Below are 13,869 nucleotides of genomic sequence, written 5' to 3' on the forward strand. Positions count from 1 at the left end.
GAGTTGTTGAACATGGCTGGCAATAGTATTGGACAATTGTTCCGTGTAACAACTTGTGGTGAATCTCACGGTGTTGGTTTGATGGCGATTGTAGATGGAGTTCCACCAGGTCTAAAGTTATCAGCTGAGGACTTACAAATAGACTTAGATCGTCGTAAACCAGGTACCTCTAAATTTGCAACACAACGCAAAGAACCAGATGAAGTTGAAATTATTTCAGGTGTGTTCGAAGGTAAAACCACTGGGACATCCATTGGTCTTTTAATTCGTAATACAGACCAAAAATCTAAAGATTACGGTAATATCGCACAAACTTTCCGTCCAGGTCATGCAGACTATACTTATACACAAAAGTATGGTTTCCGTGATTACCGTGGTGGTGGTCGCTCAAGTGCACGTGAAACAGCGATGCGTGTTGCAGCGGGTGCAATTGCTAAAAAATTCTTATTTGAAAAGTTTGGTATTGAAATCCGAGGGCATGTAACACAAATCGGAACTGAAAAAACAGAAAAACTAGATTGGAATGAAGTGCCGAATAATCCATTCTTTTGTGGTGATGTTGATGCCGTACCACGCTTTGAAGCACTTGTGACATCATTGCGTGAAAAAGGAACAAGCTGTGGAGCACGACTTGAAATTATTGCTTCTAAAGTACCCGTAGGCTGGGGAGAACCTGTTTTCGACCGTTTAGATGCTGATATCGCTCATGCGATGATGTCAATTAATGCGGTTAAAGGTGTAGAGATTGGTGATGGTTTTGGCGTGGCTGAACAATTTGGTCATGAAACACGTGATGAACTGACAACTGATGGCTTCTTAGCGAATCACGCTGGTGGTATATTAGGTGGTATCTCAAGTGGTCAAGATATTCGTGTATCAATTGCACTAAAACCTACTGCTTCTATTACCACACCAGGCAAAACGATTACCATTAATCGTGAAGATACGGATGTTCTTACTAAAGGTCGTCACGATCCTTGTGTGGGTGTTCGTGCGACACCAATCGCTGAAGCGATGCTTGCAATCGTGTTAATGGATCACTTTATGCGTCATCGTGCCCAAAATGCCGACGTTGTTGCGCCATTTGAGCCAATTTAACCAAAGTAAAAAAGCGTATGATGTAAAAAGCCAGATGATTGATCTGGCTTTTTAATATAATTTTAAAATTGCAATTGAACGTTTTATGGGGAATTCAATTGAAAATAAGGATATTGGTTGGGGCGATGGTCTTATGCGGATTATCGTATAGTTATGCGAATGGCTTAACACAATCTCAGTTTGATATTGAAGTGAAGTCAATTTATAACGAAATTGAAGCGAGTCAAATTCGATTACATCAATCGGTCGATAGTAAGCAGAATATTTCGTTGATCATTCAAAGAGCTTGTGAATATGCAGATGCATTAAATGCTTTAGAACGATTAGCACAAAAAAATATTCATATGGCTAAAGCAAAAGAAGAAGCATTATTTGCAAAAAAAATGAGAAATTCTTTTGAGTTATCATTCCAAGATTTAGGAACAAGTTATCAAAAAAGTTGTAAGCCTTAAAAAAAAGCCAGTTCAACAAACTGGCTTTTTAGTGAATAATTCATTTATTCGATAGTTTGACCTGTATAACCTTTGATAAATGTTAAGTAAGCAGAAGACTTCTGACCGTCAGCTTGCAGGATGGGACGAGTCACTTCGCCGTTAGCTGTCACGATTTTTAGATCAATTTGTTTTGCGTCTCTAAATGAGTTTAAAAAACTTACAGGAACGACAATAAAATTAGATGAATTCGTTACACCAGCTGCAGTTGCATATTGGGTTGGTTGAATTGTTGAATAGACATAAGGCTGACCATCAACAATAAAGTTCAATTGTTTTATATCGTGCTGTATAGTGTCATTTACATCTGCAGTTATTTTAAAACCATTACGCTTTTCATCATTCCAACGGAGTGCAAGCTCAGGGCAAATTTCATCAGTAGCACAGATGAGAGGTCCTTTGGTTACAACACGTTCTGGATAACTTCCTGCACAACCTGTTAATACAACCAATGCTGAAATAAGCGCTAGTTTGATTTTCATGATTTTACCTATTGTCTTGTTTATTATAACTGTGTACACAATTTGTTAAATCTAACGAAAAATTCTAAAAAATGAAATGCCTAGCAGTCTAATAACACGTTGCAGTTTTGTATCGATGATTAAAAAAAGACCCATAGTGGGTCTTTTTTTACTTTTGCTTAAATTGTTGGTAGCCACTTTTAAATGTTTGATAGGCAAATGATGCATGCCCATCTTTTAAAATGCTATGCGTAATAGCACCTTGATCTGTCACTACAGCAATATCGATAGATTTAGACTGATCAAACATAACGACAAAATTCATTGGTACATCAATGTAATTTGAAGAGTTAATGAGATCGGAATTGTTGACTGATCGTGTATTGGTTTGAGTTAAAGTTGTGTAAGGATAAGTTTGACCATCTAGCGTGAAAATCACTTGCTTGATATCAAAAGATTTTCGATCAAATAGATTGGTATGTACTCTAAATAAATTATTGCTCTGCTGTTTCCAATCAAATGTTAACTCAGTACATGGTTTTGATGGTTCACAAATCACCTGACCACGTGTTTCAATTCGCTTGGCATTTTCTGAAGGTTTAAAATCAATAACATTAGATGCATAAGCTTTTGCAGAACTTGCATTTGGTTTATTGGATACAACGATACACCCACTCAGTGAAAGAGCAGTAAGAATAGATATAAATTGAACTTTCATTATTATCAACCAGTTAAATAGATGTTGTTTTTGTATATGCTAAATTTAGCATACAATCCATATAAATGTTAACCAGTTATCAAAAAATATATATTTATTGTCGTGTTTTGCTATTTTTCTTTTTGTGATGCTTGTCAGGTTGCTTGAATTAAGTTTAAAGGTGGTAAAAAATAATTGATTGAGTCCTTTATGGTCAAACGTTTCTATTTTTGATTGAACACTTTTCAAAAGGTGATATAACTAAAAATAAAGCGTTAATAAAAGAGTATGAAATGAAAACGACTGTGAAATATGTGGTGCTGAAGAGCAAAGACTATCAATTGGGCACTCCATTGTTTGAAGAAACCATCGAGGCAGACTATGCGTATTTCGATTCAATTCCATCAGTCATTCAGTACCAGAATCATGAGTTTAAAGTGAAGTCAAAAGAACTTAATCGAAAGCAAATATTTGATGACTTTGAAGAATCACAAACAATCTTAGTTAAAGTCATCGCACTGAATTAATTTAAAGGCAGCCTTGAGCTGCCTTTCTTATTCTCATCACTATTCATTATCTATTTTATAATATAGTTCTATTCGAAATTAAGCACGGTTCAATATGCACCAAACATTCCCAATCCAAAGTAGGTTAGGTGGATTCTACTTTTTCTATAGAACCATTGTGGAAAGTTTATTTTTATAAATCCAATAAAAACAAGTTGTTATGTTGGTATTTTGCAGGTTTTATTGTGTCACTTTTTTACTTGTAGATTATTTGTAGACTGTTGAGAAACATGCTTAAATCAGTACTGTCTAAGGTATCTGGTATTAAATATGAAACTCAACAAGTCCAATGTTGATGCTATTCCATTGACGACGTCAGGTCAAAAAATTTATCGGGATAGTGAGTTAATTGGATTTGCTGTTCGGGCTACCACCAAATCAAAATCCTATATCATTGAAAGAAGAAATGCAGGGGAACTGTACAGGGTAGTTCTAGGTAAAACTAATGAAATTTCTGCCTTATCTGCTCGTGCTAAAGCACAAACCATTTTGGCTAAAATTGCCAATGGTGAGTATGTAAAGCCATCTAAAAAACAAGTTGTTAATAATCCACTTGATATTACAGTACAAGAAGCATTGGATATTTATCTAAGCAAAAATGACTTCAAGCCAAAAACAGTCAAACAATATAACAAGTACTTCAATTTGTATTTGCGCTGGTCTAATAGAAAATTATTTGAAATCACCAAAAGTGAAGTCCTGGATAAATTTATTGAAGTAACTAAGTTGAGCCCTTCATCTGCCAATGGTGCTGTATCGCTACTGGGTACGTTGTGGAAATATATGCATGTGCTGTACTCAAGTGATGAGGATCCAATCCTGCGCACAAATCCTGTTGATGTTATTGCTGTAACCAAGGGCTGGAATAAAATTGAGCGTCGTGAAAGGCACTTGGATAAAGATGTTATTCACAAATATTACAATGCCGTTCTGAATTATCAGGATGAACTGAATTTAGAAAATACTGCTCGATCTAACACACATCGAGATATACTTTTATTCACAATGTATACGGGTTGCCGTCGTCAGGAAGTTTGTAAGCTGAAATGGACTGACATCAATTTTAAAGATGGAACTGTTGTGTTTAGGGATACAAAAAATGGCGCTGACCATTGGTTTCCAATAGGTGAACATCTATTATCAATCCTGAAAGACCGTTATTTATTGCGTGAGAACGATTGGGTTTTCCCTGCGACAAAAATACCAACGTCAGCAAACATCCATGCCACCTGTGTTGATCGGATTCTAAGAGTCATAGGCGATCAGGTAGATTTTTATGTTTCCATGCACGATTTTCGGCGTACTTTTGCCACGATTTGCAATTTACTTCGATTCAATATTTACGTGACCAAGCGATTACTGAATCATACTGCGAGGCCACGTGTTGATGTGACTGGTGGATATGTGCAAATTCCTATGGAAGAGCTCAGGGCTTCAATGAACATGCTAGAAGCAGTTTATCAGGGCAAAATTGACTGTTTTAATTATGAAAGTGTTTGGGATGAGCGCTTAAAACAAATAAAGGCAGGATAGACCTGCCTTATGCGTACTGAGCCGTGCACGTTGTTGTGCGGCTTTTTTCGTAGGCCAGCACATCACGTTTTTTATAGGCGATGCGTCGTCCAATTTTCGTATAAGGTAACTCAGAACCATCGCAGCGCATTCGTGCCAGTGTCCAAGGGTAGCAACCTAAATATAGAGCCACCACTTCTTGACCAAAATTTTGATCATTTGGAGCAGCGATAAAACTTTCAAGTAATTGCTGTTTTTTACATTCAGCAACTGAGTCCAAGTTTTTTAATGCCATCACGACACCTCTCCCAAAGCTTTAACCACACCATACTGGTCATGTTTATTAATATATATAAAGCAAGCATGTTGTAGAGCGGATGCACAAAGTGTTTTTGCACACGGATAATGACTCCAGTGCCATTAGCCTTTCTGCTCTTTGTGACCTTGATAACCCATTCAACAAAATCAGAATTTAAATGACGCATATCAACCGCTATTTCATAAAGAGCGCCTGTTTCACCTGCATCTAACACCAAGTCTGAGATCGGGTAATTTTCCTGATAATTTAGGGGTGAACCAAATCTATTGGTTAATTCGAGAGAATCAACCGCACGCTCGAAGTCATGGGAAATTTGTATATCTTCAAATAGGAGAGTTTGAAGCAGAACATATTGAAAAAATGCTGATCGAGGTTCGGAACTCAAAACGCATTTGTGCTTCAGCAAAGGTGGCGATTGAGCTGTTTATTCAAAAATCAATTAGAGGCTTGACGTTAGATCAAATGGATCAGGAGTTTATATTGAGTCGAAGCTCTATTAATAACATGGTTTATGCAGGGAAATTTTATCTGTGTGGTCATGATAAAAGATTAAGAATTGATTAAAACGCTTGCATTTAAATGTGAATACGCTAATATGTGATATAAGTGGTCGAAGTGTTAGTTAAGCACTTTGATTGTTAAGAAGCTCGCCATTTGGTGGGCTTTTTTGTTGCCTAGAGAAATGTCATGTGTAAGCAATATCTAGGTAAATTAGGCGGCATTCCTTAATCGTAGTGGTTTAATGTGAAGCGCCGCCAATCAAATTCTAGGAGAGCCACATGCTCCGCAAATTGCTTTGTTATTTAGGCTTTCATGGTGCTACTGAAATTGATTACACGATTGATGGTGATCAAATAAAAGTGTGCCGAGATTGTTTGAAAGAAGTTGAATAACAATCACTCAAGCAAAGAGCTGTTTCATAAAGCTGTAATATTTAAGCAATATAGTTGCCCTGCAAAAGAAGAAAGACGTTGTGACGCAAGTCAAGCCCGTTTAATTGGAGAGAGTTAAACGGGTTTTTTTATTCTTAAAATTCGCCGGACGTATTACGGCATGCAAAACCCTGCTATAGATTCTTAAGAATTGGCGGGGTTTTCTTTTTTATGAGGTGTCGAATGGTCGGTATCGTAGAAGCTGAGAAAAGCCTTAAGAAGCTAGAGAGCGATCATTATCATCTAGCACATCTTAATCACTTAAATAGCCGTGAATCATTCAAACAAGAATGTCAGCGTCGCATGAATGAAATCAGAAACCAAACTGACAACTTAAGACATTTGATAAATGCGGAACGCAAAAAGACTCGCTGAGATTCGTAAGTTGCCTTGTGTGAGGTGTGGTCAATCGCCAAGCCAAGCTGCTCATTCAAATAGCTCCAAGCGTGGTAAGGGAAGAGGGATTAAGGCAAGTGATGAGTTCACGGTGCCGCTATGCCATTCCTGTCATTTCAAGTTTGATACATTTCAATTGGGTAATCGGGCAGAGAGTGAAGCGATGTTTGATCAGTGGCTGGTGAGAGTGAATCGGATGTTGGTGATGGAAGATAAAGAGGTGTTTTGATGAATGCGCTTGAGAAATACTTTCGTCAAAAAGAAATAGAAAAGCAGGCACAAGAAGCAGCAAGGCGTTCAGCAGAGAAAATTATAAAGGAGATAGGAAATGCAAAAAGCCGTGTTTCCTATCCAGAGTCATGCCGACATCACCAAAGCCATTAACTTCATGCATACCAATTACAATCAGGCGATTAATGAGGGTAAGCCTTTACGCGTGGTGATTGATCAGAAGCAGGATGATAGATCCACTGCACAGAATAGGCTCATGTGGATGTGGTTAGGTCAAATAGAGAAAAAGACGGGTCAAGATAAAGATTCACTCCATTACGAGTTTAAGAAACGCTTTCTGATTTATATCTATCGTCGTGATGATCAGGATTTTGCTGAGACCTGTAATGCGATTGCAATGCTTAAGCAGAATGAATGTGAAGAATACCGAGTGATCGCAGAGCAGGTGATAAGACTTTGCAGCACAACCAAGTTAAGCGTTAAGCAGATGACCGAGTATTTGAATTACGTGCATGACTTTGCTGCGGTGAAGTTGGGTGTGCGTTTGACTGTGCCAGATGATTTGAAGTGGTGTTATCAGGAGTAAAGATATGGCGAACCTAACGCCTAAACAGCAAAGGTTTGTCGAAGAATATCTGATAGACCTGAATGCTACGCAAGCAGCGATTCGAAGCGGATATAACTTTAAGGTGATGGAGTTGACTGGTTATTACGTCTATATGCTGATAAATCCGCTGGATAACAAGATTTTCTATATTGGAAAAGGTAAGGGTAGCCGACTGCATAGTCATGTCAAGAACGCCAAAAAGGGATTGATCGACAATGAGCCGAAATACTCAAAAATAAAAGAGATATTAAGGTTTGGTATGGAGCCATTGGCTGTTGTCTTTGAGTCAAACCTTCGTGAGTCGATTGCTTTTAAGATCGAGAAAGAATTGATTCATAGACTAGCTGATTACGACTTAACAAATATCTCGCATGGAACAGTGACAAATGCGGAAAAAATTAAAGCTCAGATAGAGGATTACTATGAGCGAATGGTTCCATTTGATGTTTGGCAAGATTTAATAACTTCGGATTTAAAAAACCAGATCGAAAGAATTTTTGGAAGTGTTGAAAATTGCTATTCAATGATGATGCATGCGCTTGATGTTTGCTACAAAGAGTCACTGAGAGAAATTGAGGTGAAATAATGGTGGTAAAAAAAAAGGTTGGCAGGCCATCCGATTACTTGCCTGAAGTTGGTGATGATATTTGCTCCCTACTTGCAACTGGTGAGAGTCTTAATAAGATTTGTCAGCGACCAGGAATGCCAAGCAGAACATCCGTGTATCGTTGGTTGCGTGAATATGAACAATTTCGTAACAACTACGCGAGAGCAACAGAGGATCGAGCTGAGAGTATTTTTGAGGAGATGCTTGATATTGCTGATAGTGTTGAAGAAGAAACTGCCTCCATTGCGAAAGCTAGACTTCAAATTGATGCGCGTAAATGGATTCTTGGAAAGATGAATCCTAAGAAGTATAGCGACAAGCAAACGGTTGAAATGACTGGCGCAAATGGTGGTGCAATTGATTTAAGTTTAAAGGTGGTATTCGAAAATGATGGAGAAACGAGTACCGAGTAAATTTAAGCCGCTCTACACACATCTAAAAAACAACAAACTGTTCTATGTGTATCACGGTGGTCGTGGTGGTGGTAAGTCTTGGGAAATTGCAGATTTTCTACTGATCGAAGGCGCAAAACAAAAGCATCGCATTTTATGTTGTCGTGAAGTGCAAAAGTCAATTAAGCAGTCTGTGCACAAGTTATTGTCTGATCGTATTGCTGCACTAGGCTTAGGTCATTTCTATCAAATCTTAGAAACAGAAATACGTGGCATTAACGGCACTGAGTTTAGCTTTGCAGGCTTGCTAAATCATACAGTTGAATCAGTTAAATCATTCGAAGGTGCAACAATCACATGGATTGAAGAAGCGCAGACAGTGAGCGCGTTCTCTTTGTCTATTCTTATTCCTACGGTTGTTCGTACCTCTAAGCCAATGGTTATCATGTCAATGAACCCGAAGCTACCAAGTGACGCTGTTTATTCGCAATACGTGCTTGGTGAACGTGACGACACAGTTGTGGTGCAGATTAATTACACCGACAACAAAGAATGCCCAGCAGAGTTGATTGCATTAGCTGAACAGATGAAAGCCGATGACTACGAGCAGTACGAACATATCTGGTTGGGTAGACCCAAAGAAATTGCAGATGGTGCAATCTACAAGGCGGAGTTTGAGCGGATTAAGCGTGAAAATCGTATCTGTAAGGTGCCACATGACCCTAATTTACCTGTTTACACGTCATGGGACTTAGGGATTCTCGACCCGACTGCAATCTGGTTTTTCCAGATCTACGGCAAAGAAGTCCGAGCGATTGATCATTATGAAGCGAACAATGAGCCGTTGGCGCATTACGCTCGCATTCTCGATGAGAAAAAGCAGCAGTATGGCTATCAGTACGAAAAACATTTTGCACCGCATGACATTGCTGCACGTGATTTATCAAGTGGTGTGAGTCGTGAGCAAACTATGGCTAATCTTGGCTATCGAATGAATAAAGGCGCCAGACTTGGTGTTGAAGATCGTATTGAAGCAACACGCCAGTTCTTAAAAAACTGCTGGTTCGATGCTGAGAAATGCAAACACGGTATTCGCGCATTACAAAACTATCGTCGTGAATTTAACGACAAGCTGGAGCAATTCAAAGCAACGCCAGTGCATGACTGGGCTTCACACAGCTCAGATGCCTTTGGTGAGGGTGCAATCAATATCAATAAAATGTGCCAGCCACAGCAAGTAGAAATTAATCCAATCCCAACTATCAATCGTTGGTAATCAAATGGAGTCAAGTCGTGACTGATGAAGCAAAACGACTTGCCAAAATCCACGAAACCGCAAAGAAACAATTTGATAAAGCTCAATGTGCTGTTGCTGATGAACGTAAACAGTGCTTAGAGGATCGTCGTTTTTATTCTATTGCTGGTGCTCAGTGGGAAGGCAAGTTGGGCGAGCAGTTTGAAAACAAGCCTAAATTTGAAGTCAATAAGATTCACCTGGCTGTCATTCGCATTATCAATGAGTATCGCAACAACCGCATCGGTGTGAATTTCATTAGCAAAGATGGTGTGAATAACGATGACCTAGCTGATACATGTGCAAAGCTTTATCGTGCAGATGAGCAGGATTCTGGTGCTGATGAAGCTTATGACAATGCATTCGAAGAAGCGGTAGGCGGTGGCTTTGGTGCTTGGCGTTTACGTGCTGAATATGAAGATGAGGATGATGAAGAAAACGAGCATCAGCGAATCAGAATAGAGCCTATTTTTGATGCTGATACATGTGTTTTCTTTGATCCTGATGCAAAACGCCAAGATAAAGCAGATGCTAAATACTGTTTTGTTTTAACTTCAATGTCCTGTGATGCATTTAAAGAAGAATACGGTGAAGACCAAGATCCATCATCGTGGGATAAAACCATATCAAATAGTAAGTTTGATTGGGCATCGAAAGATTCTGTATATGTTGCTGAATACTACAAAGTCGAAAAGGTTAAGGAGAAGATTCACATCTTCCGCTTAATTGATGGATCTGAAGAGCGCTATACAGCGGATCAACTAGAAGAAGACCCAAGCATTCTTGATGAGTTGAATTCAACAGGCGCTAAAAAAGTTCGTGTGCGAGATTTTGAGCGTAAGCGCGTTCGTAAGCTTCTTATGTCAGGTCAGGGTGTTCTTGAGGATTACGGCTATATCGCTGGTCGTCATATCCCAATCGTGCCTGTATATGGAAAGCGCTGGTACATCGACAACGTAGAGCGTTGCATGGGTCATGTGCGGCTTTGCAAGGACGCTCAGCGACTCAAGAATATGCAGTTGTCTAAGCTAGGTGAAATTAGTGCTTCATCTAGTGTTGAGAAGCCGATTCTAGCACCTGAACAGGTTGCTGGCGTTCAGCACATGTGGGCGAATGACAATATCCAAAACTTTCCGTACTTATTGGCTCACCCACTTAAAGATGCGATGGGTAATGTTGTTGCTCAAGGACCAGTGGCTTACACCAAACCGCCAAGCGTACCGCCAGCAATGGCGGCCTTGCTTCAGGTCACTGAACAGGACTTATCGGACGTTCTGGGTAATCAGGAATCGGGTGATGAGATTGTTTCTAATACCAGCGGTGTTGCAATCGAGATGATTCAAAACCGTTTGGATATGCAGTCTTTCATCTACATTTCGAACTTTGCTAAGGCTGTACGTCGATCTGGTGAAATCTGGCTGTCCATGGCTTCTGAACTCTACATTGAAGATGGTCGAACGATGAAGACGGTGGGTAATCAGGATGAGATTGATTCGATAGAGTTGTTTAAGCCTGTTTATAACCCGACTTCTGGCGAGGTTGAACACACAAATGACTTAACCAAAGCCAAGTTTGATGTCGCAATCGATATTGGACCAACATCGACAAGTAAGCGCAATGCAACCGTACGCTCACTGACCAACATGCTCCCAATGGTATCTGACCCAATGGATCAACAAGTGTTGTCATCCATGATCATGCTGAATATGGAGGGTGAGGGTGTAAGTGATGTTCGTGAATATTACCGCAAGAAATTACTGCGCATGGGTGTTGTAGAACCAACCAAAGAGGAAGCTCAGCAACTCGCGCAAGAAGCTCAGAATCAACAACCTGATGCAAATACGCTGTATCTGCAATCAGAAGCTGAAAAGAACAAATCACTTGCAATAAAAGCACAAGCAGATACTGAGCTTGCGATAGCAAGAGCAGAAGAAACTAAAGCAAAAGCAATCGATTTAATGACACGCCTAGACATGGATGAGCGACAAGCAGTGCTTGAGGCAATCAGTCAGCTAGGTATGCAACCACAACAGGCAACCGTTCAGCCTACACAGAACGAGGAAATGCAATATGTCAATTGAAGACCTGCGTACAGAACTGGATGAAGAAGACAACATTGACCCGATTGAAGACAATCAGGAAAAAGAAAATCAAGAAGATCCAGAAGAAACCCAAGATGAATCAAACCAGTCTGATGATGAGACGTCTGAAGATGAAGAGTTTGTCATTACAGTAGGTGATGAAGAGCCAGAACCATCCGATGAGGATGATTTTAGCGGCAAACCAGCACCAGCATGGGTAAAAGATCTTCGCAAAAAAGAGCGGGAAGCACGCAAACGCATCAAGGAGTTAGAGGCTCAGGTGCAACAAGCCAAACCGGTTGATAAGCCAATTGAAGTTGGACCTAAACCAAAGCTTGCCGACTTTGATTATGACGAAGATCAATTCGAAACCGCAGTTGAACAATGGCATGAGCGCAAACGTCAAGTCGAGCAACAACAGGCAGCAACAAAAGCTGAAGAGGAAAAAGCTAAGCAAGCATGGCAGCAGAGAATGCAGAGCTATGAAGAGCGTCGACAAAATGTAGCATCCAAAGTTCGTGACTTTGAGGAAGTAGAAGAGGCTGCAAAAGATAAGCTCACAGCGACCCAACAGGGCATTTTGATTCATGCTGCTGAAAATCCTGAATTGATTTTGTATCACCTGGGGAAAAACCCAAAGAAAGCGCAAGAGCTTTCTGAAATTACAGATCCAATTCAATTCGCCTTTGCTGCAGCAAAACTGGACTCTCAAATGAAAATTCAAACTCGTAAACCATCAACTCAACCAGAGCGAAAACCTAGCGGATCGGCTGGATTGTCTGGTGTGGTAGATCAAAAGTTGGCGCAACTCGAAGCGAAAGCAGCGAAAACTGGTGATCGCACCGAACTGATCAAATACAAAAAATCTCTACAGAAATAAGGTAAATCTATATGCCAAACTCATTTGCTAAAAAAAATTGACGTTTTCTTCGATGATGTTGTTGCTGGATTTGATGCAACCAATATCAGCTCAAAAAATGTTTCTCAATACAAAGCACCTGCTGAAGCACTTGCTTTAAATGGTCAAACTTTCCACCGTCCAATGCCATTAATGACCGAAATTGTTGATGGTCGTGACATCACTGGTCAATACAAGGATCTTGTAGAACTCACCGTTCCAGCCACTCTGACTGAATCACATATCCGTAACGTTCCGGTGAAGCTGACTGGTGTTGATCTAAATAATCCTTACGCTTTTGACAATATCGTTAAAACTTCAAACATCTTGCTTTCTAACAAACTGGATACATTGGTTGCTAACCGTATTGCAGAACGCGGTACTTTAGCAGTGATTAATTCAGCTGCTATTGATACCTACGACGATGCTGCAGAAGCTGATGCGCTTATGCTTGAGCAACAAGCGACTCGTGGTGAGCGTATTATGTTGCTTAATCCTCGAATGGCTAAAAACATTGCTGGCAACCTTGCTGCACGCCAAACAATGAACACAGCGCCAATGAATGCATATCAACGTTCTACGCTACAACCGATTGCAGGCTTTGATACTTTCCGTGTTGATTATGGCAAATCAATTGCTGGCTCTACGGGCACTGGTTATTTGGTAAGTGGCGCGCAGTCATATACGCCAGTTTCTGCTGATGTGAATGGAATCCCTGCTGATAACCGTACTCAAACTTTAGCAGTTAAAACTGGTACAGGTGCTGCGGTTGGTGATGTGTTCACTATTGCAGGTGTATACGCAGTTGGTCATATCAACAAGCAATCTACTGGTCAACTGAAAACATTCCGTATTCTTGAAATTAATGGTGGCAATTGGACGATTTCGCCTGCAATTATTCCAGCTGATGGTACCTCAGCATCTCAAACAGCGTATGCAAACGTGACTACTGGTGCAGCAGCAGATTCAGCAATCACTATCCTGAATACAAAGACCACAGCGGCAAGTGTGTTCTATGAAAAATCAGCGATTGAAATTGTACATGCTGACTTCAATACCGAGCCGTTTGAAGCTTCTGGTAAGCGTGTTCGTAAAGCGACCACTGACAGCGGCATTCAGATCGTGATGTTGTCCGACTCTAACGTTGATACATTGGCGGCTAACTATCGTTTATTTGTGTGGGCGAACGTGGAAGTGCTTAACCCTGAGTTGGCTGGCATCATGCTAGAAAATCAGACCTAAAACAAAACCATGACGACAAATGCCCGCTATATGCGGGCGTCGTCA

15 protein-coding genes are annotated in these 13,869 nt (G+C 40.2%); 12 read left to right on the forward strand and 3 right to left on the reverse strand.

The window, feature by feature from the left end; all coding sequences use genetic code 11:
- The first annotated feature begins 12 nt into the window (after positions 1 to 12).
- Together aroC and AC1M9D_RS00690 are read left to right on the forward strand one after the other, a co-directional pair.
- Positions 13 to 1,098, forward strand: coding sequence for a chorismate synthase (aroC, locus tag AC1M9D_RS00685; protein WP_035263593.1), 1,086 nt, complete (start codon positions 13 to 15; stop codon positions 1,096 to 1,098).
- Between the two features lie 98 nt (positions 1,099 to 1,196).
- Positions 1,197 to 1,550, forward strand: a complete 354-nt coding sequence (locus AC1M9D_RS00690) for a hypothetical protein (RefSeq protein WP_481589970.1) — start codon at positions 1,197 to 1,199, stop codon at positions 1,548 to 1,550.
- A 44-nt stretch (positions 1,551 to 1,594) separates the two neighbouring features.
- Here the strand turns inward: AC1M9D_RS00690 and AC1M9D_RS00695 are convergent, their stop codons facing one another.
- Complete coding sequence (locus tag AC1M9D_RS00695) at positions 1,595 to 2,071, reverse strand: hypothetical protein (RefSeq protein ID WP_035263591.1); 477 nt, start codon at positions 2,069 to 2,071, stop codon at positions 1,595 to 1,597.
- A gap of 148 nt (positions 2,072 to 2,219) precedes the next feature.
- Entirely contained in the window at positions 2,220 to 2,768 is a 549-nt protein-coding gene (locus tag AC1M9D_RS00700; RefSeq protein ID WP_092766323.1) for a hypothetical protein, read from the reverse strand.
- Between the two features lie 272 nt (positions 2,769 to 3,040).
- Here AC1M9D_RS00700 and AC1M9D_RS00705 point away from each other — a divergent pair, with 272 nt between their 5' ends.
- Together AC1M9D_RS00705 and AC1M9D_RS00710 are read left to right on the forward strand one after the other, a co-directional pair.
- On the forward strand, positions 3,041 to 3,274 hold the full coding sequence (locus AC1M9D_RS00705) for a hypothetical protein (protein WP_035270711.1): 234 nt from the start codon (positions 3,041 to 3,043) through the stop codon (positions 3,272 to 3,274).
- 309 nt (positions 3,275 to 3,583) lie between these two features.
- A complete protein-coding gene (locus tag AC1M9D_RS00710; protein ID WP_481611279.1) occupies positions 3,584 to 4,846 on the forward strand; it encodes a tyrosine-type recombinase/integrase in 1,263 nt (420 codons plus the stop codon).
- Positions 4,847 to 4,853: 7 nt separating this feature from the next.
- Here AC1M9D_RS00710 and AC1M9D_RS00715 read toward each other — a convergent pair whose 3' ends face one another.
- Positions 4,854 to 5,120, reverse strand: coding sequence for a helix-turn-helix domain-containing protein (locus AC1M9D_RS00715; protein ID WP_481611280.1), 267 nt, complete (start codon positions 5,118 to 5,120; stop codon positions 4,854 to 4,856).
- 1,305 nt (positions 5,121 to 6,425) lie between these two features.
- On the opposite strand from AC1M9D_RS00715, the gene AC1M9D_RS00720 reads away from it, so the two are divergent.
- The 8 genes from AC1M9D_RS00720 to AC1M9D_RS00755 all read left to right on the forward strand — a co-directional run bounded on the left by AC1M9D_RS00720 (position 6,426) and on the right by AC1M9D_RS00755 (position 13,824).
- Positions 6,426 to 6,701 carry a DUF968 domain-containing protein gene (locus AC1M9D_RS00720; protein ID WP_481611281.1) on the forward strand — a complete coding sequence of 92 codons (276 nt, stop codon included), beginning with the start codon at positions 6,426 to 6,428 and terminating at the stop codon, positions 6,699 to 6,701.
- 99 nt (positions 6,702 to 6,800) lie between these two features.
- A complete protein-coding gene (locus AC1M9D_RS00725; protein WP_481611282.1) occupies positions 6,801 to 7,289 on the forward strand; it encodes a recombination protein NinB in 489 nt (162 codons plus the stop codon).
- Positions 7,290 to 7,293: 4 nt separating this feature from the next.
- Positions 7,294 to 7,896, forward strand: coding sequence for a terminase small subunit (locus AC1M9D_RS00730; protein WP_481611283.1), 603 nt, complete (start codon positions 7,294 to 7,296; stop codon positions 7,894 to 7,896).
- 38 nt (positions 7,897 to 7,934) lie between these two features.
- Positions 7,935 to 8,330, forward strand: a complete 396-nt coding sequence (locus AC1M9D_RS00735) for a helix-turn-helix domain-containing protein (RefSeq protein ID WP_481611284.1) — start codon at positions 7,935 to 7,937, stop codon at positions 8,328 to 8,330.
- The gene (locus tag AC1M9D_RS00740; protein WP_481611285.1) at positions 8,305 to 9,585 is read left to right on the forward strand and encodes a PBSX family phage terminase large subunit; all 1,281 of its coding nucleotides are present in this window, start codon (positions 8,305 to 8,307) and stop codon (positions 9,583 to 9,585) included. The genes AC1M9D_RS00735 and AC1M9D_RS00740 overlap by 26 nt, the downstream gene beginning before the upstream one ends.
- 17 nt (positions 9,586 to 9,602) lie before the next feature.
- Positions 9,603 to 11,684 carry a portal protein gene (locus tag AC1M9D_RS00745; RefSeq protein WP_481611286.1) on the forward strand — a complete coding sequence of 694 codons (2,082 nt, stop codon included), beginning with the start codon at positions 9,603 to 9,605 and terminating at the stop codon, positions 11,682 to 11,684.
- Positions 11,674 to 12,564, forward strand: a complete 891-nt coding sequence (locus AC1M9D_RS00750) for a hypothetical protein (RefSeq protein ID WP_481611287.1) — start codon at positions 11,674 to 11,676, stop codon at positions 12,562 to 12,564. The genes AC1M9D_RS00745 and AC1M9D_RS00750 overlap by 11 nt, the downstream gene beginning before the upstream one ends.
- Before the next feature lie 24 nt (positions 12,565 to 12,588).
- Positions 12,589 to 13,824, forward strand: a complete 1,236-nt coding sequence (locus AC1M9D_RS00755; RefSeq protein WP_481611288.1) for a P22 phage major capsid protein family protein — start codon at positions 12,589 to 12,591, stop codon at positions 13,822 to 13,824.
- Positions 13,825 to 13,869 lie beyond the last annotated feature (45 nt).

The organism is Acinetobacter sp. ANC_7682 (genome assembly GCF_056779795.1).

What these genes read in the sequence shown, in the direction of transcription:
- aroC (WP_035263593.1), top strand. Translation starts at nt 13, where the DNA reads ATGGCTGGCAATAGTATTGGACAATTGTTCCGTGTAACAACTTGTGGT.
- AC1M9D_RS00695 (WP_035263591.1), bottom strand. Translation starts at nt 2,071, where the DNA reads ATGAAAATCAAACTAGCGCTTATTTCAGCATTGGTTGTATTAACAGGT.
- AC1M9D_RS00700 (WP_092766323.1), bottom strand. Translation starts at nt 2,768, where the DNA reads ATGAAAGTTCAATTTATATCTATTCTTACTGCTCTTTCACTGAGTGGG.
- AC1M9D_RS00705 (WP_035270711.1), top strand. Translation starts at nt 3,041, where the DNA reads ATGAAAACGACTGTGAAATATGTGGTGCTGAAGAGCAAAGACTATCAA.
- AC1M9D_RS00710 (WP_481611279.1), top strand. Translation starts at nt 3,584, where the DNA reads ATGAAACTCAACAAGTCCAATGTTGATGCTATTCCATTGACGACGTCA.
- AC1M9D_RS00715 (WP_481611280.1), bottom strand. Translation starts at nt 5,120, where the DNA reads ATGGCATTAAAAAACTTGGACTCAGTTGCTGAATGTAAAAAACAGCAA.
- AC1M9D_RS00720 (WP_481611281.1), top strand. Translation starts at nt 6,426, where the DNA reads ATGCGGAACGCAAAAAGACTCGCTGAGATTCGTAAGTTGCCTTGTGTG.
- AC1M9D_RS00725 (WP_481611282.1), top strand. Translation starts at nt 6,801, where the DNA reads ATGCAAAAAGCCGTGTTTCCTATCCAGAGTCATGCCGACATCACCAAA.
- AC1M9D_RS00730 (WP_481611283.1), top strand. Translation starts at nt 7,294, where the DNA reads ATGGCGAACCTAACGCCTAAACAGCAAAGGTTTGTCGAAGAATATCTG.
- AC1M9D_RS00740 (WP_481611285.1), top strand. Translation starts at nt 8,305, where the DNA reads ATGATGGAGAAACGAGTACCGAGTAAATTTAAGCCGCTCTACACACAT.
- AC1M9D_RS00750 (WP_481611287.1), top strand. Translation starts at nt 11,674, where the DNA reads ATGTCAATTGAAGACCTGCGTACAGAACTGGATGAAGAAGACAACATT.